General features: G+C 35.1%; 22 protein-coding genes. 10 read left to right on the top strand and 12 right to left on the bottom strand.

Annotated features, from left to right (window positions below; genetic code table 11):
- Positions 1-28: 28 nt before the first annotated feature.
- Both GM921_RS11515 and GM921_RS11510 read right to left on the bottom strand, forming a co-directional pair.
- Positions 29-1,609: a peptide chain release factor 3 gene (locus tag GM921_RS11515; protein WP_182922784.1), complete on the bottom strand. Its 1,581-nt coding sequence runs from the start codon at positions 1,607-1,609 to the stop codon at positions 29-31.
- 207 nt (positions 1,610-1,816) lie between these two features.
- Entirely contained in the window at positions 1,817-3,211 is a 1,395-nt protein-coding gene (locus tag GM921_RS11510; RefSeq protein WP_182922783.1) for a DUF6600 domain-containing protein, read from the bottom strand.
- A 328-nt stretch (positions 3,212-3,539) separates the two neighbouring features.
- Here GM921_RS11510 and GM921_RS11505 point away from each other — a divergent pair, with 328 nt between their 5' ends.
- Positions 3,540-4,250 carry an SAM-dependent methyltransferase gene (locus tag GM921_RS11505; protein WP_182922782.1) on the top strand — a complete coding sequence of 237 codons (711 nt, stop codon included), beginning with the start codon at positions 3,540-3,542 and terminating at the stop codon, positions 4,248-4,250.
- Positions 4,251-4,365: 115 nt separating this feature from the next.
- Here GM921_RS11505 and nadD read toward each other — a convergent pair whose 3' ends face one another.
- The 4 genes from nadD to GM921_RS11485 form a co-directional block, all read right to left on the bottom strand.
- Positions 4,366-4,938, bottom strand: a complete 573-nt coding sequence (gene nadD / locus GM921_RS11500) for a nicotinate (nicotinamide) nucleotide adenylyltransferase (protein ID WP_182922781.1) — start codon at positions 4,936-4,938, stop codon at positions 4,366-4,368.
- A 20-nt stretch (positions 4,939-4,958) separates the two neighbouring features.
- The gene (gene gmk / locus GM921_RS11495) at positions 4,959-5,540 is read right to left on the bottom strand and encodes a guanylate kinase (protein ID WP_182922780.1); all 582 of its coding nucleotides are present in this window, start codon (positions 5,538-5,540) and stop codon (positions 4,959-4,961) included.
- Between the two features lie 61 nt (positions 5,541-5,601).
- Positions 5,602-6,465: a YicC/YloC family endoribonuclease gene (locus GM921_RS11490; protein ID WP_182923920.1), complete on the bottom strand. Its 864-nt coding sequence runs from the start codon at positions 6,463-6,465 to the stop codon at positions 5,602-5,604.
- Between the two features lie 80 nt (positions 6,466-6,545).
- The gene (locus tag GM921_RS11485) at positions 6,546-7,283 is read right to left on the bottom strand and encodes a lysophospholipid acyltransferase family protein (RefSeq protein ID WP_182922779.1); all 738 of its coding nucleotides are present in this window, start codon (positions 7,281-7,283) and stop codon (positions 6,546-6,548) included.
- A gap of 70 nt (positions 7,284-7,353) precedes the next feature.
- On the opposite strand from GM921_RS11485, the gene GM921_RS11480 reads away from it, so the two are divergent.
- Positions 7,354-8,073, top strand: a complete 720-nt coding sequence (locus GM921_RS11480; protein WP_182922778.1) for a hypothetical protein — start codon at positions 7,354-7,356, stop codon at positions 8,071-8,073.
- 64 nt (positions 8,074-8,137) lie between these two features.
- Here GM921_RS11480 and rnc read toward each other — a convergent pair whose 3' ends face one another.
- The 3 genes from rnc to GM921_RS11465 form a co-directional block, all read right to left on the bottom strand.
- Positions 8,138-8,866, bottom strand: a complete 729-nt coding sequence (rnc, locus tag GM921_RS11475) for a ribonuclease III (protein WP_182922777.1) — start codon at positions 8,864-8,866, stop codon at positions 8,138-8,140.
- 85 nt (positions 8,867-8,951) lie between these two features.
- Positions 8,952-10,205: a beta-ketoacyl-ACP synthase II gene (gene fabF / locus GM921_RS11470; protein ID WP_182922776.1), complete on the bottom strand. Its 1,254-nt coding sequence runs from the start codon at positions 10,203-10,205 to the stop codon at positions 8,952-8,954.
- Positions 10,206-10,235: 30 nt separating this feature from the next.
- Entirely contained in the window at positions 10,236-10,472 is a 237-nt protein-coding gene (locus GM921_RS11465) for an acyl carrier protein (protein WP_031266521.1), read from the bottom strand.
- Positions 10,473-10,630: 158 nt separating this feature from the next.
- On the opposite strand from GM921_RS11465, the gene GM921_RS11460 reads away from it, so the two are divergent.
- From GM921_RS11460 to GM921_RS11440, 5 genes are all read left to right on the top strand, one after another.
- On the top strand, positions 10,631-11,050 hold the full coding sequence (locus tag GM921_RS11460) for an IPExxxVDY family protein (protein WP_182922775.1): 420 nt from the start codon (positions 10,631-10,633) through the stop codon (positions 11,048-11,050).
- Between the two features lie 139 nt (positions 11,051-11,189).
- Complete coding sequence (gene pyk, locus GM921_RS11455) at positions 11,190-12,620, top strand: pyruvate kinase (RefSeq protein WP_182922774.1); 1,431 nt, start codon at positions 11,190-11,192, stop codon at positions 12,618-12,620.
- A 558-nt stretch (positions 12,621-13,178) separates the two neighbouring features.
- Entirely contained in the window at positions 13,179-14,411 is a 1,233-nt protein-coding gene (locus tag GM921_RS11450) for an alpha/beta hydrolase-fold protein (RefSeq protein WP_182922773.1), read from the top strand.
- Positions 14,412-14,456: 45 nt separating this feature from the next.
- Positions 14,457-15,431 carry a 2-hydroxyacid dehydrogenase gene (locus tag GM921_RS11445; protein WP_182922772.1) on the top strand — a complete coding sequence of 325 codons (975 nt, stop codon included), beginning with the start codon at positions 14,457-14,459 and terminating at the stop codon, positions 15,429-15,431.
- Between the two features lie 100 nt (positions 15,432-15,531).
- Positions 15,532-17,679, top strand: coding sequence for a S9 family peptidase (locus GM921_RS11440; protein ID WP_182922771.1), 2,148 nt, complete (start codon positions 15,532-15,534; stop codon positions 17,677-17,679).
- Between the two features lie 48 nt (positions 17,680-17,727).
- Here GM921_RS11440 and GM921_RS11435 read toward each other — a convergent pair whose 3' ends face one another.
- On the bottom strand, positions 17,728-17,949 hold the full coding sequence (locus tag GM921_RS11435) for a hypothetical protein (RefSeq protein ID WP_182922770.1): 222 nt from the start codon (positions 17,947-17,949) through the stop codon (positions 17,728-17,730).
- Between the two features lie 91 nt (positions 17,950-18,040).
- Here GM921_RS11435 and GM921_RS11430 point away from each other — a divergent pair, with 91 nt between their 5' ends.
- Entirely contained in the window at positions 18,041-18,712 is a 672-nt protein-coding gene (locus GM921_RS11430) for an NAD-dependent epimerase/dehydratase family protein (protein ID WP_182922769.1), read from the top strand.
- A gap of 68 nt (positions 18,713-18,780) precedes the next feature.
- Here the strand turns inward: GM921_RS11430 and GM921_RS11425 are convergent, their stop codons facing one another.
- Positions 18,781-19,401 (bottom strand): porin family protein, encoded by a 621-nt coding sequence (locus tag GM921_RS11425; RefSeq protein ID WP_182922768.1) that lies wholly within the window; start codon positions 19,399-19,401, stop codon positions 18,781-18,783.
- 386 nt (positions 19,402-19,787) lie between these two features.
- Between GM921_RS11425 and GM921_RS11420 the strand changes: the two genes are divergently transcribed.
- Positions 19,788-21,494, top strand: a complete 1,707-nt coding sequence (locus GM921_RS11420; protein ID WP_182922767.1) for a glycoside hydrolase family 3 protein — start codon at positions 19,788-19,790, stop codon at positions 21,492-21,494.
- Positions 21,495-21,584: 90 nt separating this feature from the next.
- Here the strand turns inward: GM921_RS11420 and GM921_RS11415 are convergent, their stop codons facing one another.
- Positions 21,585-22,082 (bottom strand): thioredoxin family protein, encoded by a 498-nt coding sequence (locus tag GM921_RS11415; protein WP_182922766.1) that lies wholly within the window; start codon positions 22,080-22,082, stop codon positions 21,585-21,587.
- A gap of 137 nt (positions 22,083-22,219) precedes the next feature.
- Here GM921_RS11415 and GM921_RS11410 point away from each other — a divergent pair, with 137 nt between their 5' ends.
- Positions 22,220-25,441, top strand: coding sequence for a UvrD-helicase domain-containing protein (locus GM921_RS11410; RefSeq protein WP_182922765.1), 3,222 nt, complete (start codon positions 22,220-22,222; stop codon positions 25,439-25,441).
- Position 25,442: the final 1 nt, after the last annotated feature.

The raw sequence follows: 25,442 nt of genomic DNA, 5'->3' as shown, positions 1-25,442 counted from the left end.
TTAACAATTGAACTAATGAGCCAGTGAACTATTTAAACTCACTAGTCTTATGAAACTCAATATCTGGATAATCCCTCATTGTCATATTAATCATAAACTCATTATCCGCTAAATAAACCGGATTACCATCCTTATCCTCACCAATATGTTGTTGTTTACGCTTCAAAAACTCCTCTAATTTCTTCGGATCTTTAGATGTTACCCAATTTGAACGCGTGTAGGTTAACATCCTAAAATGCGCTTTAGCACCATATTCATGCTCCAATCTAAACGCAATAACCTCAAATTGTAAATCACCAACCGCACCAATCACCTTTCTATTTCCAGGCTGCATCACAAACAATTGCGCAACACCTTCCTCAGTTAATTGTTGTAAGCCTTTTTCAAGCTGTTTTGTTTTCAAAGGATCTCTATTCTCAACCTCCTTAAAAATCTCTGGCGAGAAGCTCGGAATGCCTTTAAACTGCAATTTCTCACCTTCAGTTAATGTATCGCCAATTTTAAAAGTACCACTATCATACAAACCAACCACATCACCAGGCCAAGCCTCCTCCACAATACTCTTTTCATTAGCCATAAAATCCATTGGGTTAGAGAATTTTATCTTCTTATTATTTCTAGTATGATAAAAGAACTTATTACGCTCAAACTTACCCGAACAAATTCTTAAAAATGCAATCCTATCTCTATGATTTGGATCTAAATTCGCATGAATTTTAAACACAAAACCACTAAAGTTTTTCTCCGTTGCTAAAACTACACGTTCCTCAGCCTCTCTACTTTTCGGACTAGGAGCGATAGTAATAAACGTATCTAACAATTCTTTAATCCCGAAATTATTAATTGCACTACCAAAAAATACTGGTGCTAATAATCCCTCCAAATACATCTCCTTATCAACCTTACCATAAACACCCTCAACCAATTCCAACTCATCTTTTAAAGTCGATAAAGTCTTCGCTAGTAAAAATTTCTCCAACTTTTCATCCTCCAAATTATCAACCTCAATTACCGGAGCACTTATTTTCTTCTTATCAGATTCAAACAAATTCAGGTGATTATTATAAATACTATAAACTCCCTTAAAAGTGTGCCCCTGACCAATTGGCCAACTCAAAGGACACAAACTAATGTTCAATTTACTCTCAATTTCATCCAATAAATCAAATGCATCCTTACCCTCACGATCCATTTTATTAATGAAAATAATAACCGGAGTATTCCTCATTCTACAAACCGACATCAATTTCTCCGTCTGTTCCTCAACCCCTTTCACGCAGTCAACCACTAAAATTACACTGTCAACCGCCGACAAAGTTCTATACGTATCTTCTGCGAAATCCTTGTGACCAGGTGTATCCAAAATATTAATCCGCTTGCCATTATACTCGAAACCCATTACCGATGTAGCCACCGAAATACCACGCTGTTTCTCAATTTCCATAAAATCGGAAGTGCTGCTTTGGTTCGCTTTATTCCGTTTTACGGCGCCAGCAGTATTAATTGCCCCACCAAACAACAAAAACTTTTCAGTTAAAGTAGTTTTACCAGCATCGGGGTGGCTAATAATGGCAAATGTTTTTCTTTTTTCTATTTCAGGATTAACCATGGATTTGTATTGAGAATGAGTGCAAAAATTTAATAAAATAGCGAATACAGCAAAGCTTTATAAAAAGCGAAGTGGAAATAAAATGGCTGTAGCTTGTTTCATTGCGTCGCAAAGGTAAGAATATTTTCTTTCTAGTATAAAGTAGTTAGGCTAAGCATAAAAAAAGCCGATTTTGCAATCGACTTTTTCACTATTCATACTTATATTTTATCCTCTTCCTGGGCGGCCACCACCTCTTTCACCACGACTTTCCGAACCACCAGAACTCCTTTGTGGAGGCGCTTGTTGTGAACGCTCATTACGTTGTTGTTGTGGCTGAGCCTGTTGCACAGGTTGTGGTCTTTCAGCTCGCTGTTGAGGCGCTTGCTGTACCGGTTGCTGACGTTCTACCCTTTGCGGCTGAGCTTGCTGCGGCTGCGGTCTGCTCTCTCTCTGTTGAGGAGCTTGTTGCACCGGTTGCTGACGCTCTACACGCTGCGGTTGCGCCTGTTGTTGCTGCGGCATCTCTCTACTACGCTCTACTCTTTGTGGCTGGCTAGTGCCACTTTCACGATTTCTTCCAAATACACTTGGTCTAGAACCTGCACCATTGTTGTCAGTTCTTGGTGTACCAACACGATTATCGTTATCTCTATTTGGGGTAGTATTTACTTCATTACCACCTCTAGCTGGGCGAGTAGACATATTGCCATTTCCTCTATTAGCAGTTCCGCTACGATCACCCTGTGTTACATTGCCATTGCTATTTCCTCTTTCTGGGCGAGTACTTACGTTATTATTATCCCTTCCATCTCTTCCAACAGGGCCACGGCTAATGTTACCTTGTACTGCATTTCTCGGAGCAGCATTTGCATTCGAAGTACCTCTACTAGGTCTTGGATTATAGATGTTAACAGTATTATTATCAATTCTAGATGCTCCAGGTCTGCTGCTTCTATTTACATTATAAACAGTCACATTCTGATTAGTAGCACGTCTAACTTCCTCTGCTCTCGGTCCAGTATAATATGTCCTGTTATTACGAATATAAGTGTTGTTAATAATTACCGTATTTTGAATATAAATTCTATTCCTACCGCCATAATAACGAGGATAGCTATTGTAATAAATATTACTGTATGGAATAAAATTCCAGCACATATCTGGCACACGATATCCACCTCTTCCAATGTTAATACCTATGCTAATGCTTGGACCTAAAGGAGCCCACCCATAATAACCACCACCACTTCTCCAACTTACCCAAGCTGGTCCCCAAACTGTATCTGGTATCCAAACCCATTGGTTGTAGCTGTTATATATCCAACGTCCGTAGTGAAAAGGAGCCCAACCCCAATCGTAGTTAGAAACCCAAGTATTTCCATACTCAGTCATCGCCCAACGGCCATTACTATAATAAGGCCTAAACTCTTCCTGATCTACATCTGGTCGCCAAACGTAACCATATTGTGGATCTTGGATCCATTGTCCATAAGGCGACAATTCATCGTAAAACGACTGCAAGGAAACATCCTCTTGTTGCGCCATGACTTTTTGTGTGGTTCCGGTAAGAAGGAGCATGAGCCCCAGCGCAATTGCCGGTAATTTGATCATGTTTTTCATTTTTTGTGTGTTTTAAAAATTTATAATTAACCTAACACTATACTGTATATCAATTTGAACACCATTTTTAACAAAGAATTAATCGAAAGATAATAATCCCTCTAATTACCATGGTTTAACGTATTTCTTTACAATTAAGTGTTTTAAAGTGTGCCAAAAGCCACTCCTAGTATGTGTAAAAAATAAGTCGGGCAGAACTAAATTTGCTACATTATATTAAATCCAATCAAACAATAACGTTGGTTTGCTGTTTAGCCAAACCTTTGTAAAATTTTAAAGGTTCAACTTATTGGCTTAAAACTGTACTTTTGTAGCTTAAATTTTAGCTATGCAAAAAGGCACGTTGTTTCTAATTCCAGTTCCGTTAGCAGAAAATGCGACGCAGAAATCTTTCACTCCTTATTTAATTGATACTATTAATGCAATTAAAACATACATTGTAGAGAATGAAAAAACTGCCCGTAAGTTTTTAAAAGAAGCAGGAATTAAAACACCACAAAGTGAATTGTTAATTCACGATTTCGGAAAACACAAACGTGGAAACTCTTTAGTGCCTTATTTTACGCAACTAATGTCGGGTATTGATGTAGGTTTAATGAGCGAAGCAGGTTGCCCAGGAGTAGCAGATCCAGGAGCAGAAATTGTTTCAGAAGCCCACAAACGTGGGATAAAAGTAGTGCCTTTAGTTGGTCCAAACTCAATGTTGCAAGCTTTAATGGCCTCTGGTTTTAGCGGACAAAGCTTTTCATTTCATGGTTATTTACCAATTGATAAAGTAGATAGAGCAAAGCGGATAAAAGAACTAGAAAGTCTTTCAGAAAAAAATAAACAAACTCAATTGTTCATGGAAACACCTTTTAGAAATAATCATTTACTAGAAGATGTATTAAAGAATTGCCATGGCAGCACTCAACTCTGCATCGCTTGCAATATTAATGGCGAAGATGAATTTATTAAAACAATGACAGTTGGCGCATGGCGAGGTGAAAGAATAGACTTGCACAAAAAACCAACCGTGTTTTTAATCTATAAAGGATAACTTTTGTTATTCCTTGCCGTTGGCTTCATCAGTCAGCTAAAGCAGACTGCAAGGAATTACTGGGGTTAGAAGGTATTCTATTCATTGCCGTTGGCTTCAGCCAACGGAATTAAAATTAGCGATACATATTTTTCTGCTCAATAAACTCCAACACACTATCTGGAACAAAAAACTGAATGTTTTTATTTTCTTTTAGCGCCTTACGGATAAAAGTAGAAGAGATTTCCATTTCAGGGGTATCAGTAAAAGTAATAGATGGATGATTTTCCCATTCACTTACATCTACTCCAGGTCTAGGATAAACATAAATATGATAGTCCTTCAATAGAATTTCAAAATTCTTCCACTTTTTAAGAGAACTTAAATTATCAGCACCCATAATAAGCACAAATTCTTTTTCAGGATAACGCTCATGCAGATGTGTAAGTGTATCTATAGTAAAAGAAGGTTGTGGTAATTTAAATTCAATGTCACTTATTTTAATTTGAGGAGCATTTTCTGTCGCCAGTTTTGCCATCTCCAACCTGTCGTACATATTTGCCAAACCGCTTTTCTGCTTCAACGGATTGTGTGGTGAAACGACTAGCCAAACTTCTTTTAAACCACTAAAAGTTGCCATATAATTGGCAATAACTAAGTGTCCAATATGAATTGGATTAAAAGAACCGAAGAATAGACCAGTTTTCATTTTTCGTTAACTGTAAATAGTTAGGCGGTAACTGATAACTGAAGAAAGTCTCCCACTAACTTTTCAGCCTCTTTACAAGCAATTTCTAAATCGTGGTTTTTAAGTATCACATCAAATTTATCAGCGTACAACAATTCTTTTTCAGCTTTGATAAATCGCTCTTGTAATTTTTCTGCGCTATCTGTTCCACGACCAGTTAAACGTTCTTTTAGTACCTCTAAAGATGGTGGTTGTACAAAAATCGCCAAGGCATCATCCTCATATTTACGTTTTAAACGCAAGCCACCTTCTACATCAATATCAAAAATTACATGTTTACCTTCATCCCAAATCCGTTCAATTTCCGAACGAAGCGTGCCATAAAAAGTGCCGTTATAAACTTCTTCAAATTCTACAAACTCCTGACGAGCAACTTTATGTAAAAAGTCTTCTTTACTGATAAAATAATAATCGTCTTTGTGCTTTTCACTACCTCTAGAATCTCTCGTAGTAGCGGAGATAGAAAAACTTAATTGCGGAAATTTCTTCAATAAGTGTCTAACAATGGTAGTTTTACCAGCTCCTGATGGTGCAGAAAATATAATGAGTTTGCCTTGTTTCATTTTAATTGGAAAGTTGAAAAGTTAGAAAGTTGGAACGTTAAAACATTTCAACCTTACAACTTTACAATACATTTAATAACTGTTCTTTAATTTTTTCTAATTCTTCTTTCATGCCCACCACCAACTGCTGTATATGTGCATCATTAGCTTTTGCGCCCATGGTGTTAATTTCTCTGCCTATTTCTTGAGAAATAAAACCAAGTTTTTTACCGTTGGCATCTTTACTTTTTAAAGTCGCCATAAAGTAATCGCAATGGCTTTTTAGACGAGTTTTTTCTTCAGTAATATCTAACTTATCAATGTAATAAATCAGTTCTTGCTCTAAACGGTTCTGGTCGTAATTTACTTTACCAACTGTTTCCTCTAAAAATTGAGTAAGTCTAGCTTTAACCTGTGGAACCCTTAATGGAGCTAGTTTATCTATTTGTGCAAAAAAATCAAGTATATTTTGAATACGAAGCTCTAAATCAGTTCTTAAAACAGATCCTTCATCTTCTCTAAACTGATTAAAGTTTGCTAAAGCTTTTAAAAAGGTCTGATGTAAAACCTCCCAATCGTTTTCGCCAACTTCTTCTTCCGTATAGGTAATTACCTCTGGGAAATTTAAAGCTGTTTGCAATAGATTAGCCGAGTTAGCGCCCAATGAAGCGTTAATTTCTTCTAATTGCTTATAATATCTAGTTAATAAAACGGTATTAATTGTAGCTCCTTTTTGGTTATCGTCACTACGTTCAATGTTGATAGAAACATTTACTTTTCCGCGTTCTATATCTTTGCTGCAAGTATTGCGCAACAAAAGTTCCTTATCTGAATATGCTCTAGGTAATTTTAAATTTAACTCTAAAAATTTAGAGTTTAAAGATTTTATCTCTACTGCAAACTTTACGTTTTCATGATCTGTAGAGGCCAAGCCAAAGCCTGTCATTGATTTTATCATGTGCAAAGATAGTAAAAAGTATAAAGTTTTGACTTCAACAAATAGCAATTGAACAATCTAACAATACCTTAGCTATATTTTAAGATAGCCTCTTCCATTAAGGTGTATACTTTTTGTTTCAGCATAGCTAAATCTTCTAATTGCAAGCCTTTTACATCCACAGGTGTGATAAAAACAGTAGTTAATAAACCTGGGTGTGCTTTTAAAGGATGTACTCTTGGTAATAATTTTTTATTATTGATCATTACAAAAGGCATCAATGGTGTTTGAGTTTCGATAGCAATTTTAAAAGCACCATCGTAAAACTCACTAAGCGGAGCATCGCTTTTATTCATTGTTCCCTCTGGAAATATAAGAATAGATTGCCCATTTGCAATATCACGTTTTAATGCAGCTACAGATCGTTCTCTGCTTTCTTTACTACTTCGATCTATCATCACTACAATACGTTTATAAATCCACCCAAAGACAGGCACTTTAGCCATTTCTATCTTCCCCAATGGGCTAAAATATTGCGGAACACTAATGCAAACTGCAATTGCATCTAAATAAGAACCATGATTGCCAACGTAAATATGTGGCACTTCGCGATTAATTAAATGTTTGTTAGTGGTTTTTACCCAAAAGAAAGTAGTTAAACTAAATCCCCATGCCCAGCATCGTAAAAAAAACATGCCAACTCGTTTACCAGTTGCTGGAGCCAAGAGTGCGGTGGCTAATAAAACAAAAGGTAAGGCGATGAACATCAATAGGATAAAAATTAATGCAGCATAAAATAAATACAAAGCAGATAAAACTTTACCCATTTATTAACGTTTTTTAACTTAAGGGATTAACAAACAATCCTTAAGTTTACAAAATAAAATTAACTCTGTAATGAGATTGGCTCGTTTATCTTTTTTTGGCATACTATTCCTATTCGTACTTTCTTCGGCAACTGTTTTTGCGCAACAAGAATTTATGCTGAATGGCGTTCTTATGGAAAATGGATCAAAAATTAGAATAGCCCTAGGAGAAATTAGCAATAAACGTAATCATTATAGTGTTGGAAGCAATGACATGGGCTTGTTTCAAATTAGAGCTAATGTTGGAGATACTTTAGAAATTATTAAAAGAGGATTTAATGATGTACAAGTAGTAGTTGCTTCTACAAAAGATATGGTAATTACGTTAAATAGAGGAAATACGCTAAGTGAAGTAGTGATTAACGGACAAAGTAAAAAGCAAACGTTGGATGATATTAAGCGAGATTTTAAAAATAAGGGATCTTTTTATGGCGGCAAACCACCTATCCTTTCCTACTTTTTCTCACCATTGACAGCTATCTATGAATTGTTCGGTCGAACGCCAAACAATGCCCGCAGATTTAACAACATGTATGTTTCCGAACTTCAAAACAACCAAGTAGATGAACTCTTTAATAAATTTACTATTAATAAAAATACTGGTTTAGAAGGAAAAGCATTAGAAGATTTCATGGTTAATTATCGCCCAGATTACGAGAAAGCAAAAAACTGGACAGTTTATGATGCCACAAAGTGGATTAAGGATTCTTACAAGAAATATACAGATACGTTAACGAAACCAGTTAAATAATTTTCTTTGGCGGTTTGCACCTCTAAATCCAAAACTGTTAATTGAAAATTGCCAATTGTTAAAACTAAATAGCCAACGATTCACAAGCTTTCTCTGCAGCTAATTTCTCTGCATTTTTCTTGTTATAATCTCTTCCAATACCATGATTTTCACTGTCGATAATTGCATGAATGGTAAATAACTTAGTGCTTTCGCCTTCGCCATTTTCTACCATATCAAAAGAAATATCTTTACCATGACGTTGACACCATTCAATTAATTTACTCTTGAAATTCGTTTCCGTCATTTCCAAAGTATGCACATCAATATATGGCTTAACAATGCGTTTTAATAATAAGTTTTTGGTGAAGTTGTAACCTTTGTCTAAATAAACAGCGCCAATTAATGCTTCAAAAGCATCTCCTAGCATAGAATGATGTTTGGATTGTACATTTACCGTTTTCTGATCAAAAACAATCAGTTGATCAAAACCCATTTTACGAGCAAGTTGATTTAGATTGGCTCTATTTACAATTTTAGAGCGCATTTCGGTTAAGAAACCTTCTTCCTTGTAGGGGTAGATTTTGAAAAGAAGCTCCGCGATAACAGACCCTAAAATGGCATCACCTAAAAACTCTAAGCGTTCGTTGCTACTTCTACTGCCATTTTTTAAAACTTTAGCAACAGAACGATGTCTGAAAGCCATTTTATACAAAGTCACATTTCCAGGCACAAAGCCTAAAATGTTTTTAAGTTTTTTTACAAACTCTTTGTTGGGCGATAAGTAAAGTTTATATAAATTGAAAAATGGCATTAAATCTTATAACAAAAAATTAAAAAGTTAACTGTGTAATGTATAAATATACAATACAAATATCAACAAAGATAGTTTTCGTAGGTTAACCTTCGTATTTTTTGAAAATAACAGATGCATTATGACCACCAAAACCAAAGGTATTACTTTGAGCAGCACGAATTGTGCGCTTTTGAGCCTTGTTAAACGTAAAGTTTAATTTCGGATCAAACTCAGGGTCATCTGTAAAATGGTTAATTGTTGGAGGAACAATGTCATTTTTTACAGCTAAAATAGTTGCAATTGCCTCAATAGCACCCGCTGCACCTAATAAATGTCCTGTCATAGATTTAGTAGAACTAATGTTCAATCTATAGGCATCTTCGCCAAATAAATCTACAATCGCTCTGCTTTCACTTACATCTCCAAGTGGAGTAGAAGTACCATGAACATTAATATAATCAATGTCAGCAGTAGTCATTTTAGCATCTCTCAATGCATTTGCCATTACTAATTTTGCGCCTAAACCTTGTGGGTGTGGAGCAGTAATGTGATTCGCATCAGCACTCATACCGCCACCTACAATTTCTGCGTAGATTTTAGCGCCACGAGCTTTAGCATGTTCTAATTCTTCTAAAATAATGGCCCCAGCACCTTCACCAGCAACAAAACCTTCGCGGTCTTTATCAAATGGACGTGATGCAGTTTTTGGATCATCATTTCTTGTAGAAAGCGCATGCATGGCGTTGAAACCGCCAATACCTGCTTCGTTAATAATAGCTTCAGAACCACCAGAAATGATAATATCAGCAATATCCAAACGGATATAATTGAAAGCATCAATCATGGCATTGGTAGCCGAAGCACAAGCCGAAACAGTAGAAAAATTTGGTCCACGTAAACCATATTTCATAGAAATGTGGCCGGGAGCAATGTCAATAATTACTTTCGGAATAAAGAAAGGGTTAATACGTGGAGTTCCATCGCCCAAAAAGAAATTCTTCATTTCTTCCTGAAACGTTTTAAATCCGCCTATGCCCGAGCCCCAGATTACACCTACACGGTTGGTATCGATTTTTTCCCAATCATAACCACCATCTTTTACGGCTTCTGCTGTAGCTACTAAAGCATACTGCACAAATGGGTCTAACTTGCGAGCTTCTTTTTTATCCAAATGATCTTCTGGATTAAAGTTTTTAAGCTCACATGCAAATTTCGTCTTGAACTTTTCAGTATCAAAACCTGTAATGGGCCCAGCGCCGCTCACACCATTAATTAAACCATCCCAAAATTCTTGGGTGGTATTACCAATTGGAGTGAGCGCCCCTAAACCTGTAACTACTACTCTTTTTAATTCCATTTATACGTATTGTACGGAAAGCGTATTTTATTACTTAACGTTTTTTTCTAAATAAGCAACTGCTTGACCAACTGTACCGATAGTTTCAGCCTGATCATCAGGAATAGCAACATTGAATTCTTTTTCAAATTCCATAATCAACTCAACGGTATCTAAAGAATCCGCACCTAAGTCGTTTGTGAAAGACGCTTCTGGCGTAACTTCGCTTTCATCAACACCTAGTTTTTCTACAATGATAGCCTTAACTCTTGAAGCAATATCAGACATAATTTTATAATTTAATGGTTAAATAATTCTGTGCAAAGAAAAATAAAATTCTAACACTTTTCAAATGTTTTTATTTCTCAATCAATTTTAATGTTTTTATTTCAAACTTAATGTAAAATTAGTTTTATAATTTCGTAATTCTAAAAAAATATTCTGTTTTGAACAAAACTTATTTAAAACTCTCTTTAGACCTTGATTTTGTTTTAATCGCGATAACGGCAGCTGCAAAAGATTATATACTATGCCATAAAATTAATAAAAGCTTAGAATTTGATTTCGAAAAGGCTGATGATCACGAGGTTTATTATAATATTGATGAAGCCCCACTTTCGTTTTCTAAGTTTTATTATTTTGTAGAACAGGGTGAAATTGAGTATTATTTGGTGAGTAATCGGAACAGTGAAGGATTTTTAATTCCGGAGATGAATAAAGTAGATTTTTTTATGATCATCCATCAATATATTGATAAAGAAGATCTTAATTTTATCCTGACAAGATTAAATAAACTGACTGATATACAGGTAGCTGCGCAAATAAATCCGCTTAAATTAAAGTCAAAAGAGAATTTAGTAATGTAAATTTTATATTGTTCGTGTATTAAATACACTATATTTGAATCTTAATAAAACTGAAACGCAACATAAACAAATAGATAAAACAACGTTATTTTCAATAAATTTCCACTTTTTTGTTTTATCGTCAATAAAATAATAATAAATGAAACCTTTTCATTCAAGAACTAAAATAGTGGCCACTTTAGGCCCGGCATCAGCCAAACCAGAAGTTTTGTATAGTATGTTTAATGCAGGACTAGATGTTTGCCGCCTTAATTTTTCTCATGGTTCTCAGGCTGATCATCAAGAAGTTTTAGATACCATTCGTAGCATCAACAAAAAATATAAATATAATGTTGGCATCTTGGCCGATTTACAAGGGCCTAAAATTAGAATTGGAACTGTTAAAGATGGTGGTATTCACTTAGTTAATGGTAGCCGTACCGTAATTACAACCAAAGAATGTGTGGGTAATGAGGAGCGGATTTACATCACGTATGAAAACTTCCCACAAGATGTAAAAGCAGGTGAAATTATCCTTTTAGATGATGGAAAATTGCAAATGCGAGTACTTGAAACCAATTATAAAGATGAAGTTGTTTGCGAAATTGTACATGGCGGTATTTTAACATCTAGAAAAGGTGTAAATCTTCCAAATACTAAAGTTTCTATCCCTTCATTAACGATAGAAGATCGTAAAAACTTAGAATTTGTTTTAGAAAATGATGTAGAATGGATTGGTTTATCTTTTGTCCGCAATGCGGAAGATATCATCGAGCTAAAAGATATTATTAAAGCGAGAGGTAAAACAGCAAGAGTTGTTGCTAAAATTGAAAAACCAGAGGCAATTGCAAATATCGACGAAATTATTGCTGTTTCTGATGCGATTATGGTTGCTCGTGGAGATTTGGGAGTAGAAATGCCAATGGAAGAAGTGCCATTATTGCAAAAAATGATTGTACAGAAATGTAGAGCGGCTTCTAAACCAGTAATTATCGCTACGCAAATGCTAGAAAGCATGATTACTACGCCTCGTCCAACGCGTGCAGAAGTAAATGACGTAGCGAATTCGGTTTTGGATGGTGCAGACGCGGTAATGTTAAGTGGAGAAACATCAGTTGGAGAGTTTCCGCTAATTGTAATTGAAACGATGCAGAAAATTATTTGTAACATAGAAGATAACAGTTATCCTTTCCACCCAGAAAAGTTTTTAAAACCTAAAGCAGATAGTTTCTTAAGCGATGCAGTTTGTGATTCGGCCTGCTCACTTTCTAAACAAACCAATGCGGTAGGTATTGTATCAATGACGTTGAGTGGTTATACGGCATTCGAAATTTCTGCACATCGCCCTAAATCGCCTATATTTATCTTTACCAGTAACGAAGCTTTATTAAATACATTAAGTTTAGTTTGGGGAGTAAGAGGTTTCTTTTACGATAAGTTTGAAAGTACTGATGATACAATTACCGAGGTTAATGAATTTTTAAAGAAAAAGAAATTAATTAAAAAGGGAGATGTGATTATCAATACAGCTGCTATACCAATGGAGATTAAAGGCAAAACAAACATGCTTAAAATTACTGTTATAGACTAAATCTAACCAAATATAATAATAAGATGCCCTCGCTTTGCTTGGGCATTTTTTGTTTTCAGGAAAAAGGGAGAGATATCAGAGTACTGGAAGTCTAAAAAGTTGGGGAGAGCATTTTTAATTTTTATCTGTAAGGTTATACCAATTGTAAGAAAATGTAAAGGATTTATTTGCCTCGTCTTCGCTCTATAAAAACATCGAAAAAGTATATTTGTTAAAACGGGCTTTAGACGGAGTTAGTTCGGGGTTGGTTCGGACTTGTGACAATTGAATCCGACCAAAGTCCGACTGAAGTGCGAGTTAAATTCGAAGTAATAGTTAAGCTGTTACGAACATGGTATCATCCCAATATTAAGCAGAGCATAATCAAAGGTCAGCTTTATGTTTTCAATTGAAATTCACTATCTTAGGTTTACTAAAGTAACAACTATGCTCAATCTCAAATTATCCGATTTAAATAAATTTGATCTGCTTTATTTGAATCGAAGATTTCATAAATAGGCTTTTCCTAATATTTAAGAGTTGTGCCGTATCTAAATAACAGCAAACCATATATCGACAATGAAAAAATTAATTCTTTCAATTCTTACGGCAATTCTTTCATTAGGTGCCTTGGCTCAAAAGGATAATAAAGTAACCATCGGAACAATTGATAGCATCCAATCGAAAATTCTGAATGAACAAAGAAAAATCTGGGTATATGTGCCAAGTAGCTGGAACGCCGATTCTAAACAGCGATATCCTGTAGTATATTTATTGGATGGTGATGCCCATTTTTATTCAGTAGTAGGTATGATTCAGCAACTTAGTCAAGTAAATGGGAATACTATTTCCCCCGAAATGATTGTAGTGGGCATTCCAAATACAGATAGAACAAGAGACTTGACCCCAACACATGTAGATGCTGACCCTCCTTTTATAGACAGTGCATCTTCAAAAACATCAGGGGGTGGCGAACGCTTTGTTTCATTTATTGAAAAGGAATTGATGCCACGTATTGATTCTTTATATTCAACGCAACCTTACAAAATGTTAATTGGGCATTCATTGGGAGGCCTAACAGTAATGAACGTTGCAATAAATCATACAAAATTATTCAACTCCTACATTTGCATAGACCCAAGCATGTGGTGGGATAAAATGAATTTGTTAAATACAACTAAGAAATCTTTGAGAGAAAAGAATTTTTCAGGTACTACTTTGTATTTAGGAATTGCAAATACTATGAACGAAAGTATGGATATCACTAAAGTTCGGAGCGACACATCTATTGGTACCAAACATATCCGTTCAATTCTTGATTTGGATAAAAATATTAAAGATCAAAAGCAAAACGGATTAAGGTATGAAAGTAAATATTATAGCAATGATGACCATGGATCTGTACCCTTAATTGCTGAATATGATGCTTTTCGTTTCATTTTTAGCAAGTATCGTTTTAAGCTTTCCTTTAAAGACTTTACAGATCCTACGGTAGATTTAGTAAATAAATTCGAAAAACATTATCAGGAAGTTTCAAAACTGTTTGGTTATAAGCTTTACCCACCTGAAAATATGATAAACGGCTTGGGGTATGAATGTTTACAGCGAAATCAATACCCCAAAGCTGGAGGACTGTTTAAACTAAATGTTGATAATTATCCTGAAAGTTTTAATGTCTACGATTCATATGGCGACTATTTCCTGGCAATTGGCGATAAACCAAAAGCGATCGAATGTTTCAAAAAATCTTTATCCATACAAGAAAATACAACGATTCGGGAAAAATTGAATAAAACATTGCAAGGGAAATAAAAAGGGAGATTTGCTTTACTATTTTTAGATATTTGTATTGTCAACATGAATATTTTTTTTACTAGAAAGATACCTCAAAAAGGAATTCAGTTACTTGAAGAAGCTGGACATACGCTTACAATTCATTCAGAAACACTAGCATTAACAAAAGCAGAGCTGATTAATTTAGCCAAGCAACATGACGCCGTATTAAGTGTTGGAGGAAATCAATTAGATGCCAATTTTTTTGAGCAGTGCAAACATTTAAAATGCATTGCTTTAATGAGTGTTGGTTACGATAATGTTGATATCAATGCCGCAAGTTTGTATAAAGTACCAGTGAGCAATACATCTGGTGTGCTCAGTAAAGCGACCTCAGATGTAGCTTTTTTATTAATGCTTGCCGTATCTCGTAACGCATTTAATATGCACAAAAAAATTGAGCAAGGTAATTGGAAAGGTTTTGAACCAACCGCAGATTTAGGCATCGAATTATACGGGAAAACCTTAGGCATTTTTGGTTTAGGTAGAATAGGCATCGAATTAGCAAAAAAAGCTAAAGCGGCTTATGAAATGAAAATCATTTATCACAACAGAAAACGAAACATAGAAACGGAAAATTTATTAGATGCTGAGTATGTTTCTTTTGATGAATTATTAAAACAAAGCGATGTAATTTCTGTACACACTAATCTTTCTGATGAAACCAAAGATATTTTTGATCAAACTGCTTTCAAAAAAATGAAACCCTCAGCACTATTTATTAATACTGCAAGAGGAGCTGTACATAACGAAAAAGACTTAATCGACGCTCTACAAAATAAAACCATTTGGGGAGCGGGGTTAGATGTAACTAATCCAGAACCGATGGATAAAAATAACCCCTTGCTTAATTTACCAAATGTTTGCGTGCTTCCACATATTGGTTCGGCAACTGTAGAAACCAGAGATCAAATGGCGCTAATGGCCGCAAGAAATATCATAGCTGCATTAAACAATCAAAAAATGCCGCAGGTAATTAATAAAGAAGTTTACGAATAGATAAATTACCCACGCTTATCTATCTAAATGTATTATTCCTAATACTTTGAAACCAATAAATAGAAAACATCCTATTTTTATCCCATAAGAAAATAAGAATATGAATAAATATTTACTTACGGTATCAGCAATTGCATTAACATTTGCTGCAAATGCCCAACAAGGCAGTTTAACTGCCAAAGATTACGAGAGAGCCGAAGGCTTTATGAGTTACAATACCGAGAAATTTATTGATGGAGTTCCTGGAAGACCTAATTGGTTGGACAACGATAAATTTTGGTACACAGTAAAAAATCAAGGTGCTACTCAGACTTTTTTGGTAGATCCAGCTAAAAAAACTAAAACATTAACAACCGAATATTCGGATGCTGCTGCGCCTGCACAAGGAGGAAGACGCTTTGGAAATAGAAATGAAGTTTTATCGCCCGATGGCAAAAAAGCAGTATTTATTAAAGACTGGAATTTGTGGGTTAAAGACGTGGAGAGCAAAAAAGAAACACAATTAACTACAGACGGGATTAAAGATTACGGTTACGCAACTGATAATGCTGGTTGGACAATGAGCGATGGACCAATTGTTCGTTGGTCGCCAGATTCGAAAAAAGTAGCTACTTTTCAGCAAGATCAAAGAAATGTGAGCGATATGTATTTGGTAACCACCAATGTTGGTGCACCAGTTTTAAAGGCTTGGAAATATCCTTTGCCAGGGGATAAAGTAATTGCAACGATTAGAAGAGTAATTATTGATGTAGAAAATGCAAAGGTAGTTAGCTTAAATATTCCTGCAGATCCGCACAGAGCTACATTGAGTGATGACATTGCAAGTAGCGGTACTTTCGATGATATCGATTGGAAAGCCGATGCCTCTGAAATGGCGTTTTTATCTACATCAAGAGATCACAAACAAGAGAAATTCCGCATTGCGGATGCTAACACTGGCGCTGTTCGCGAAGTATTTGAAGAAACAGTAAAAACACAATTCGAATCAGGGCGTGGTGCAATTAACTGGCGCTATTTACCAGGTTCGAAAGAAATTATCTGGTATTCTGAAAGAGATAATTGGGGACACCTTTATTTATATGATTCAGCCACAGGGAAACTAAAAAATCAAATTACAAAAGGCGATTGGTTAGTATCAAGATTGCTTAAAGTAGACGAGAAAAACAGAGTACTTTACTTTATGGGTAATGGCCGCGAAGCTGGAAACCCTTATTTTAGTTATTTCTATAAAGTTGGTTTTGATGGTAAAAACTTGACTTTATTAACTCCAGATCAAGGAAATCACACCATTACCCAATCACCATCAAACAATTATTTTGTAGATACTTATTCTACCCCAGAAATACCTGCAACTGTGGCTTACAGAGATATGAAAGGGAAATTGGTAATCAGTTTAGAAAAAACAAATGTTTCTAGGTTAGCGGCCACAGGCTGGAAAGCGCCAATTTCAGTAAATGTAAAGGCGAACGATGGTACGACAGATATTTACGGCTTGGTATTTACACCAACCAAAATGGATGCGAACAAAAAATATCCAGTTATCGATTACATTTATCCAGGTCCGCAAGGCGGAAGCGTAGGCAGTTGGTCGTTCTCAGCATCGAGAGGTGATCATCAGGCATTAGCTGAATTAGGCTTTATTGTTGTGGTAATAGAAGGTACAAGCAACCCTTTCCGTTCTAAAAGTTTCCATGATATGAGCTACGGTAACATGGCAGAAAACACCTTGCCAGATCAAATTGCTGCCATCAGACAATTATCAAAAACATATCCGATTGATACCAATAAAGTAGGTATTTGGGGTCACTCGGGTGGTGGTTTTGCAACTGCTGCAGCGATGTTCCGTTATCCAGATTTCTTTAAAGTAGGTATAGCCGAATCAGGAAATCACGATAACCGTAACTACGAGGATGATTGGGGCGAACGTTACAACGGTTTAGTAGAAAACTCGAATTACGAAGCGCAAGCAAACCAAAACTATGCTAAAAACTTAAAAGGAAAACTAATGCTAGCACACGGTATGATGGATAATAACGTGCCACCATCTAACACCATGTTAGTTGTTGAAGCCTTAGAAAAAGCCAATAAAAGCTTCGATTTAGTGCTATTTCCAAATAGCGCACATGGTTATGGCCCATACTCATCGTACATGATGCGTAGACGCTGGGATTATTTTGTACAAAACCTATTGAATATGGAACCACCAAAAGATTATTTAATGGGTGGTGCACAAAGACCAAGAAATTAACAATAAACAGCATATAAAAAGCCTTAATCTTTAATGATTGAGGCTTTTTTAGTTTACATCGTTTTCATCCTTTTTTACATGATCTGCTAAATCGTACCCTTTTTTCGGTTCAATTTTATCATCCAAAAACAGTAAAATGATTAAAGAAATGATAGGAATGAGGAAAGAAATGAAAAACCAGAACCAAAAATTTCTGCCCATGCTTTTTGCAAAAACTCCAGCAACAATTTGCGGAATTAGCATTACACATAATAAAAGTAACTCGGGCATAATTGAATAGTTTTGTACAACAAATATAAAAACTCGCCCTGCAGATAAAAACCTAAATAATCATTAAATTAGTTCTCACAATAAAACAAAAATGGATACAAAAGGAAAAGTTATACTAACTGGCGCAACGGGTATGGTTGGTGAAGGCGTACTATATGAATGTTTAGAAAGCCCAAAAGTAGAAGCAGTTTTAGTCATCAATCGTAAACCCTGCGGGTACAATCATCCTAAATTAAAAGAAATTATCCATCAAGATTTCTTTGATTTCTCTTCCATAGAAAATCAATTAACAGGTTACAACGCTTGCTTTTTTTGCTTAGGCGTTTCTTCTGTTGGTATGGATAAAGACCAATACTTTAAACTCACCTACACACTTACATTGCATGTTGCCCAAACCTTAAGCAAATTAACTCCCGATATGACTTTTTGTTATGTTTCTGGAGCAAGCACAAACAGTAGCGAAAAAGGCGGTATAAACTGGGCAATTGTAAAAGGTAAAACAGAAAACGATTTAATGAAGTTACCCTTTAAACAAGTATTTAATTTTCGGCCGGGAATAATAAAACCTATTAAAGGATTAAAATACACGCATAAGTTTTATAAGGTTTTTATGTGGCTGTTCCCTATTCTAAAGGCCATTAATCAAAATAGCTTTGTAAGCTTACACGAAATAGGTTTAGCAATGATTAACACTTTAAAATCTGATAATGAGAGAAGGGTTTTAGAAGTGAAAGATATTATTGCTTTAGCGAAAGAGAGTTAAAACAAAAAAGACCGCCTTTTACAAAGCGGTCTCCCTTAATTAACAAGCACAATTACGCTACCGTTAACTTAAAATTTAACACCTAAACCCAATTGAAACACTTGGTTTTTATACTCAGGAGTTTGTGTACTTCCGTTTTCGTTGTTTTTCTGGAAATCCAAAGCATAACGACCATTGATACCAACTTTGTTATTAAAGTCATATCTAAAGCCAATTACACCACCCACCAAACTCTTTTTAAAACGGTCAGCATCATCCTCAACAATTTGTTGTTCAGTAGTACCAAAACCATTCTCAAATTTATTATTAGTAGATAATAAGAATGATACTTGCGGACCAGCCACAACATTTAATCCCTCAGCCAATTTAATACTAGCTAAAATAGGAATATCAATAAAATGAGTAGTTTGGGTAAAATCGCCAAAAGTAGAGCTAGATTTATAACCTTTAGTAGAGTACAAAGCCTCTGGCGTAAAAGCTAAATTAGGTAACAACGGAATATCTAACGTGATACCTGCATGGTAACCTACCAAATAATCGGTTTTAAAATTGTTGTTTCCATCATCCTTAATAATATTAGAATAGTTAACACCAGCTTTAACACCTAATCGGATAGCCTTATCTGTTGATTGTGCATTTGCAACGCCCGTAATAAACAAGCCAATTGCTAGAATAATTATTTTTTTCATCGTTTTTTACAATATTGATTTCCTATCCTTAAGGAATAAATGTGCCAAACTAATTTAATTACTCTTATAAAACGCTAAAATAACACACTTATAAATTGAATACTAGCTATTTATACCATGTTTAAACAATTAAATAAAATAGAAGCAAAGCCGATTAAAACACCCATCAAAGTGTATCAAATTTAATACAATAACCAGCTAGCAACCCGACTTACCTAATTAATATTTAATATTGATGATTAAGTAGTATAGCGTAAACTAAATACGGCCCATCTATTTTCTCTATGTACCTATATGGGAAAGAAAATAGAAATTAATCAGCGCATCTGCGGCAATAACCTAGCAATATTTTACCTAATTTTATACCCAATCTACAATCCGAAGAAATGAAAAGAACACTATTTTATACCTTAAGCATCGCCCTTGGCATTACCGCAACAAACGTAAAAGCACAACAAACATCGTACATAGACCTATTAAAACAAGAACCAAAATGGGTAGATTCAGTGTTTAATAAACTGAACAAAAAACAAAAAATAGCGCAAATGTTTTTCGTTGCAGCTTATACAAATAAGAGCAAATCATTTACTGATTCTATTGGTAAAGTAATTAAAAGAGAACGCATAGGCGGATTAGTTTTCTTCCAAGGAGGTCCTGGCAGACAAGCAGCGCTAACCAATCAATATCAAAAACTAGCTCGCGTACCTTTACTAATTGCATCGGACGGGGAGTGGGGTTTGGGCATGCGTTTAGATAGTACAATTGCATATCCTTACCAAATGGCTTTAGGAGCCGTACAAAATAAAGAGTTGATCTATAAAATGGGTTTAGAAGTTGCCAAAGACTTTAAACGCGTAGGCATGCACATGAATTTAGCTCCCGATGTAGATGTAAATAACAACGCAAAAAACCCAGTAATTAACTACCGTTCCTTCGGTGAAAACAAATATAACGTAGCCGAAAAAGGTGCGGCTTACCTAAAAGGAATGCAGGATGGTGGTCTGTTAGTGAGCATTAAACATTTTCCTGGTCATGGAGATACCGATGTAGATTCGCACTATGATTTGCCTCAACTTAAATTTACCAAAGAGCGATTAGATACCTTAGAAATGTATCCATTTAAAGAATTGGTGAAAAAAGGTGCAGCAGGTGTAATGGTAGCACATATGAATATTCCATCGTTAGATGCAACTCCGAATATGCCTTCTACCTTATCTAAACCAATAGTTACAGGAATTTTGAAAGAGGAAATTGGCTTTAAAGGCATTATTATTTCTGATGCAATGGGCATGAAAGGTGTGGTTAAATATTTTAAAGATGGCGAGGCCGATGTAATGGGTATCATTGCTGGTAACGATATTTTAGAATTATCTGAAAATAGTAAAAGAGCAGTTAAAATGGTTCGTGAGGCGATAAGAGACCAACGCCTAACGATGGAACGCATTGATGAAAGTGTAAAGAAAATCTTGACTGCAAAATATTGGGCAGGTTTAAATGTGAAACAAACCATTAAAGAAGAGAATGTAGTTGCAGAGGTAAATCGCCCTGAAAGTTTGGTATTGCTACAACAACTGGCCGATGCAAGTATGACTTTGCTAAAAGGAAGAGAGTTTGTACAACAATTAACGCCTGATAAAAGAACTGTAATTATAAATATCGGAACTTCTGAAGGAACTGTTTTTCAAAAAGAATTAGCAAGCACTTATAAAAATTCTATCGCTTTTAGCTTAGATAAAACTGCTAATGCAAACGCAATTGCAAAAGTATTAGCAGAAATTAAACCAGAAGATCAAGTAATTATAGGGATTGTAGATACTCGTTTAAGACCTGGAAATGGAATGGTATTAAGCGCAGATTTAAAAATGTTTATTGCTGATATGGCTAAGAAAGATGCAGTATTTGCGTTCTTGGCTAATCCATATAATTTAGCTTCCCTACCGGGATTAGAAAATGCAAAAGCACTTTTAGTAGCGTATCAAAAAGAAGAGTTTATGCAAAAAGCTGCGGCTTCGGTATTTAAAAATCAATTAATGCCAACTGGTAAATTGCCAGTTTCAGTAAACAGCTTCTTTAAATATGGGGATGGATTGTAGGTAGTAAGTCCTAAAGTTAAAATAGTCTGGAAGTCAGTAAAGTTAATACGCTTTAACTTTACTGACTTCCGGACTTTCTGACTATATATTTTATTTATTATTCTCAGGCTGTAATGCGCCGTAATTCCAGTTTTTCAGGAACTCAGTAATTTTCTTCACGCTGTGGCCTTTGCCTTCTTCTAAATAAGCAGAGTTTTGCGTATGGATTAGTTTGCCATCGCCATCTAAAATTAAAAATACTGGGTAGCCAAAACGACCTGGATAACTTAATTTTTTAAGTACTTCCTGATTTTTATTTTCTTCACTATAGTTTACTAAAACAGTTTCATAGTTTTTATTTAGATAGTCTTTAAGCGCCGCAGTAGAGTCTACCAAATCGTGAAAACGAATGCACCAAATGCACCAGTTTCCTCCAACCTGAACAAATACATGTTTCTTCGTTGCTTTGGCTTTTGCAACAGCTGCATCAATATCTGCTTGCGCATTAGCTTGTGGATTGTAAAGATGAACGGCTTCTTTTGTTGCAGTTTGCGCAAAAGCTGTACTAGCAATAAATAAAGTGAATAGTATTGGGATTAATCTTTTCATAAGTTAAAATTATAAAATATTTGCGTCAAAATTATAGAATAAAATAAAGACTAGTGTTTTAGTAGGGTAAAATTATTGTTGAAAAACCACTTTTCAACTGTAAAGATTTAAACGTACTTTGGGTTAAGTATTTTAACATGTCTAACAAACCACTCAAAATTCTTCAAGCCTCTGCGGGCTCTGGTAAAACATTCAGTTTAACAGCGCATTACCTTACTTTGCTCTTTAGTGGCGAAAATAAATACCGTGAAATATTGGCTGTAACTTTTACCAATAAGGCAACGGAGGAAATGAAAACCAGAATTTTAGAGGTTTTGGTTGGCTTGGCAAAAGGAGATCCCGCTAAGAAAATTGAAGATTACAGGAAGTTGATCCTTGCTGCATATCCAAATCTTAGTGCACAGGAATTACAGTTTAAGGCAGAGAAAGTTTACCGTAAAATCCTTCACGATTATAGTCGATTTTCGGTAAGTACAATTGATGGTTTTGTGCAAAAAGTAATTCGTGGTTTTGCTTTTGAGTTGGGTTTAAATGCTGATTATAATTTAGAGATGAATTATGATAAAGTGAAAGATGATTTGGTGAACAAATTAGATGAAGCTTTGGATCATAATAAACAACTTTTACAATGGATTATAGATTTAGCCATTGAGCGAATTAGTGATAATAAAAGTTGGAACTATAAGATTGAACTTTACAATTTAATCGGCGAAATCTTCTCTGAACGGTTTCAAATTTTCGAAACAGCAGTTGAAGATTTAGGCTTAGAAAACATCGATGAATTATTCAAAAAATACATCAGCATTACTAAATCTGAAATTAAAAATTTTGAAGATGAAATTATTGCTTTAGCTACTGAAGCTAACGAAGCAATGGATGTTTTAGGCGTCGAAACAGATGACCTAAAAGGAAAATCTAGAAACGGGTTAAAGAAAATAATCTTAGTTACCAGAGGTGATTTTTCTCATCTCGAAACATTATTCAAATATATTGACGAACCAGAAGAATGGTTTCAAAAAAATGTAAGCCTGCCGGAAGTTTATGAAACCATAAATCCTATTCTACAGCAAATAAAGGTTCATTACTTAGCACATTTACCAAATTACAGTTTAGCGATTGCTTTCAATAAAAATCTATACTATTTAAGGTTGATGCAGGAAATCGCTGTATTATTGAAACAATATAGAGCAGAAAATGACAACTTATTAATCAGCGATGCACAAAAGTTAATCTCCGGAATCACTGAAGATGCTGGAGATAATCCTTCATTCATTTGGGAGAAAGTTGGTAATCGATATCGCAATTTCTTATTCGATGAATTTCAAGATACTTCAACTAGCCAGTGGGGAAGTTTCAAGTCGCTTTTAACTAATGCTATTGCTACACCAAATCCAGATGTAATTGACCATTTAATTGTTGGTGACACTAAACAATCTATTTATCGTTGGCGAAATGGAGATTGGAATATTTTACATAAATACGCCAAAACAGATGTTGGTGCGCACAATGTTTTAGAAGATAGTTTAGCTGAAAATTACCGCAGTACGGAGAATATCATCACGTTTAATAATTTTTTGTATCGGCAAATTCCATTGACATTGCAAAATGAGTTGAACGAAAATTTATTAGGTAAACCAGAAAGTATTTCCGCTTGGTGGCAAGCACAAAACTACCAGCAAATTATAACAGATATTTATGGAGCATCAACTCAAAATTTTGCGCCAAATACTTTAAAAGGTGGAACGATTAAAATTAAGAAGTTTGGCAAGGATGATGCACCAAATGAAGCAAGATTCACCGAAACTGTTTTTAGAGATTTAGCTTTAGCCGATGTAATAAATGAAATAAACTATCTAAAAAACGAACAGAATTATTCATTAAAAGACATCGCTATTTTAGTTCGTTCTAATAGCGAAGCGATGTTGACTGTTCAGCAATTGATGGAGCAAAATTTACCGGTTTTGTCTGGGGATGCTTTGTTGATTTCTAATAACTCGGCCATACAATTAATCATCAATACCTTAAAAGTGTTAGTTGGTATTGATACGCAAACAGCCTTGTATAAAGCAAATTGTATTGCGCTGTATCACTCATTACAAGAAAAAGAGCCAAATGCCAATCATTATTTAAACCTAAATGGGGTATCGTTAAGTGGTTTGAGCAATGTTCTTCCATCCACTTTGTGCGAAAATTGGCAAAGCTGGTTACAATTGCCTTTGCCAGAATTGGTAGAGATTCTAATTGACAGTTATGGCTTAAAAAACCTGCAAGAACACCTTCCATATTTATTGGCGTTTAGAGATTTAACAGCGAATGCTAGTCGAATGGGAGAGAAAGGAATTATAGCGTTTTTGACTTGGTGGGATGAGGATGGATTGAAAAAATCATTGCCGTCGCCTGAAGGTGTAGATGCGATACAAATCATCACCATTCATAAATCTAAGGGTTTGGCTTTTAGGGCTGTTTTTGTGCCGTTTTGTAACTGGGAAATTAAAGGGAAAGTGAATTCAATTTTTTGGGTTTCATCAGAAGATACGGTTTACAAAGAGTTGCGTGGCATTCCATTAAAATACACTGAGGATTTATCAAATTCTTCTATCTCAAAAGCCTATTACGAGGAGCTACTATACAATAATATGGATGCTTTAAATATGCTTTATGTGGCAACGACACGATCTAAGGATTATTTGTACATCGCCACAATGGCTAAAAAAGAACCAAAGCTTTCTACAATGGGCGATGTGATTAACCTAACCTTTGATGCTGAATTTGACGAAAATAACTTGTATGCGATTGAAGATTATGTGAAGATTGAAAGCAAAGTTGAAGAATCTAATTTCATAAGCCTAGCTACTTATCCTACTACAACTCGTTTATCTGAATTGTATGTGCCATCGGAAGAGAAACATTTAAGGCATTTGGTGAATATCGAAAAATCTGGGAGAAAAGGATCTTTATTACACGATATTTTGGCAAATGCAAGTACAGAAAAAGAAGTTGAAGCTTATATAACCGGATTGGTTTTGCAAGGAATTATACAAGATGAAGAACAATCAGAATTAAAATTAGCTGTGTTAGAAGTTTTAAATAATGCTGACCTGAAAGCAATTTTAAGTAAGGCAACAGAAAGTATCACAGAGAAAAATATTATCGATGCTAAGGGGAAATTGCACAGACCAGATCGGGTTTTAATTACCAATGATGAAGTAATTATTTTGGATTATAAATTTACTTTGGAAGAGAGCGATAAACACATTGAACAAGTTGATAGCTATAAAAACCTACTATTAGCAATGGGATTTGAAAACGTGAAAACATATTTGTTTTATGCGGTTAGTGGTAAGTTAAAACTGGTTTAAT

Origin of the sequence: Pedobacter planticolens, assembly GCF_014172375.1 — a bacterium.
GTDB classification, from domain to species: domain Bacteria; phylum Bacteroidota; class Bacteroidia; order Sphingobacteriales; family Sphingobacteriaceae; genus Pedobacter; species Pedobacter planticolens.
The sequence above is the reverse complement of the archived record's forward strand: the minus strand, read 5'-3'. Positions and strand labels throughout refer to the sequence as shown.

What these genes read in the sequence shown, in the direction of transcription:
- GM921_RS11515 (WP_182922784.1), bottom strand. Translation starts at nt 1,609, where the DNA reads ATGGTTAATCCTGAAATAGAAAAAAGAAAAACATTTGCCATTATTAGC.
- GM921_RS11510 (WP_182922783.1), bottom strand. Translation starts at nt 3,211, where the DNA reads ATGAAAAACATGATCAAATTACCGGCAATTGCGCTGGGGCTCATGCTC.
- GM921_RS11505 (WP_182922782.1), top strand. Translation starts at nt 3,540, where the DNA reads ATGCAAAAAGGCACGTTGTTTCTAATTCCAGTTCCGTTAGCAGAAAAT.
- nadD (WP_182922781.1), bottom strand. Translation starts at nt 4,938, where the DNA reads ATGAAAACTGGTCTATTCTTCGGTTCTTTTAATCCAATTCATATTGGA.
- gmk (WP_182922780.1), bottom strand. Translation starts at nt 5,540, where the DNA reads ATGAAACAAGGCAAACTCATTATATTTTCTGCACCATCAGGAGCTGGT.
- GM921_RS11490 (WP_182923920.1), bottom strand. Translation starts at nt 6,465, where the DNA reads ATGACAGGCTTTGGCTTGGCCTCTACAGATCATGAAAACGTAAAGTTT.
- GM921_RS11485 (WP_182922779.1), bottom strand. Translation starts at nt 7,283, where the DNA reads ATGGGTAAAGTTTTATCTGCTTTGTATTTATTTTATGCTGCATTAATT.
- GM921_RS11480 (WP_182922778.1), top strand. Translation starts at nt 7,354, where the DNA reads ATGAGATTGGCTCGTTTATCTTTTTTTGGCATACTATTCCTATTCGTA.
- rnc (WP_182922777.1), bottom strand. Translation starts at nt 8,866, where the DNA reads ATGCCATTTTTCAATTTATATAAACTTTACTTATCGCCCAACAAAGAG.
- fabF (WP_182922776.1), bottom strand. Translation starts at nt 10,205, where the DNA reads ATGGAATTAAAAAGAGTAGTAGTTACAGGTTTAGGGGCGCTCACTCCA.
- GM921_RS11465 (WP_031266521.1), bottom strand. Translation starts at nt 10,472, where the DNA reads ATGTCTGATATTGCTTCAAGAGTTAAGGCTATCATTGTAGAAAAACTA.
- pyk (WP_182922774.1), top strand. Translation starts at nt 11,190, where the DNA reads ATGAAACCTTTTCATTCAAGAACTAAAATAGTGGCCACTTTAGGCCCG.
- GM921_RS11450 (WP_182922773.1), top strand. Translation starts at nt 13,179, where the DNA reads ATGAAAAAATTAATTCTTTCAATTCTTACGGCAATTCTTTCATTAGGT.
- GM921_RS11445 (WP_182922772.1), top strand. Translation starts at nt 14,457, where the DNA reads ATGAATATTTTTTTTACTAGAAAGATACCTCAAAAAGGAATTCAGTTA.
- GM921_RS11440 (WP_182922771.1), top strand. Translation starts at nt 15,532, where the DNA reads ATGAATAAATATTTACTTACGGTATCAGCAATTGCATTAACATTTGCT.
- GM921_RS11435 (WP_182922770.1), bottom strand. Translation starts at nt 17,949, where the DNA reads ATGCCCGAGTTACTTTTATTATGTGTAATGCTAATTCCGCAAATTGTT.
- GM921_RS11430 (WP_182922769.1), top strand. Translation starts at nt 18,041, where the DNA reads ATGGATACAAAAGGAAAAGTTATACTAACTGGCGCAACGGGTATGGTT.
- GM921_RS11425 (WP_182922768.1), bottom strand. Translation starts at nt 19,401, where the DNA reads ATGAAAAAAATAATTATTCTAGCAATTGGCTTGTTTATTACGGGCGTT.
- GM921_RS11420 (WP_182922767.1), top strand. Translation starts at nt 19,788, where the DNA reads ATGAAAAGAACACTATTTTATACCTTAAGCATCGCCCTTGGCATTACC.
- GM921_RS11415 (WP_182922766.1), bottom strand. Translation starts at nt 22,082, where the DNA reads ATGAAAAGATTAATCCCAATACTATTCACTTTATTTATTGCTAGTACA.
- GM921_RS11410 (WP_182922765.1), top strand. Translation starts at nt 22,220, where the DNA reads ATGTCTAACAAACCACTCAAAATTCTTCAAGCCTCTGCGGGCTCTGGT.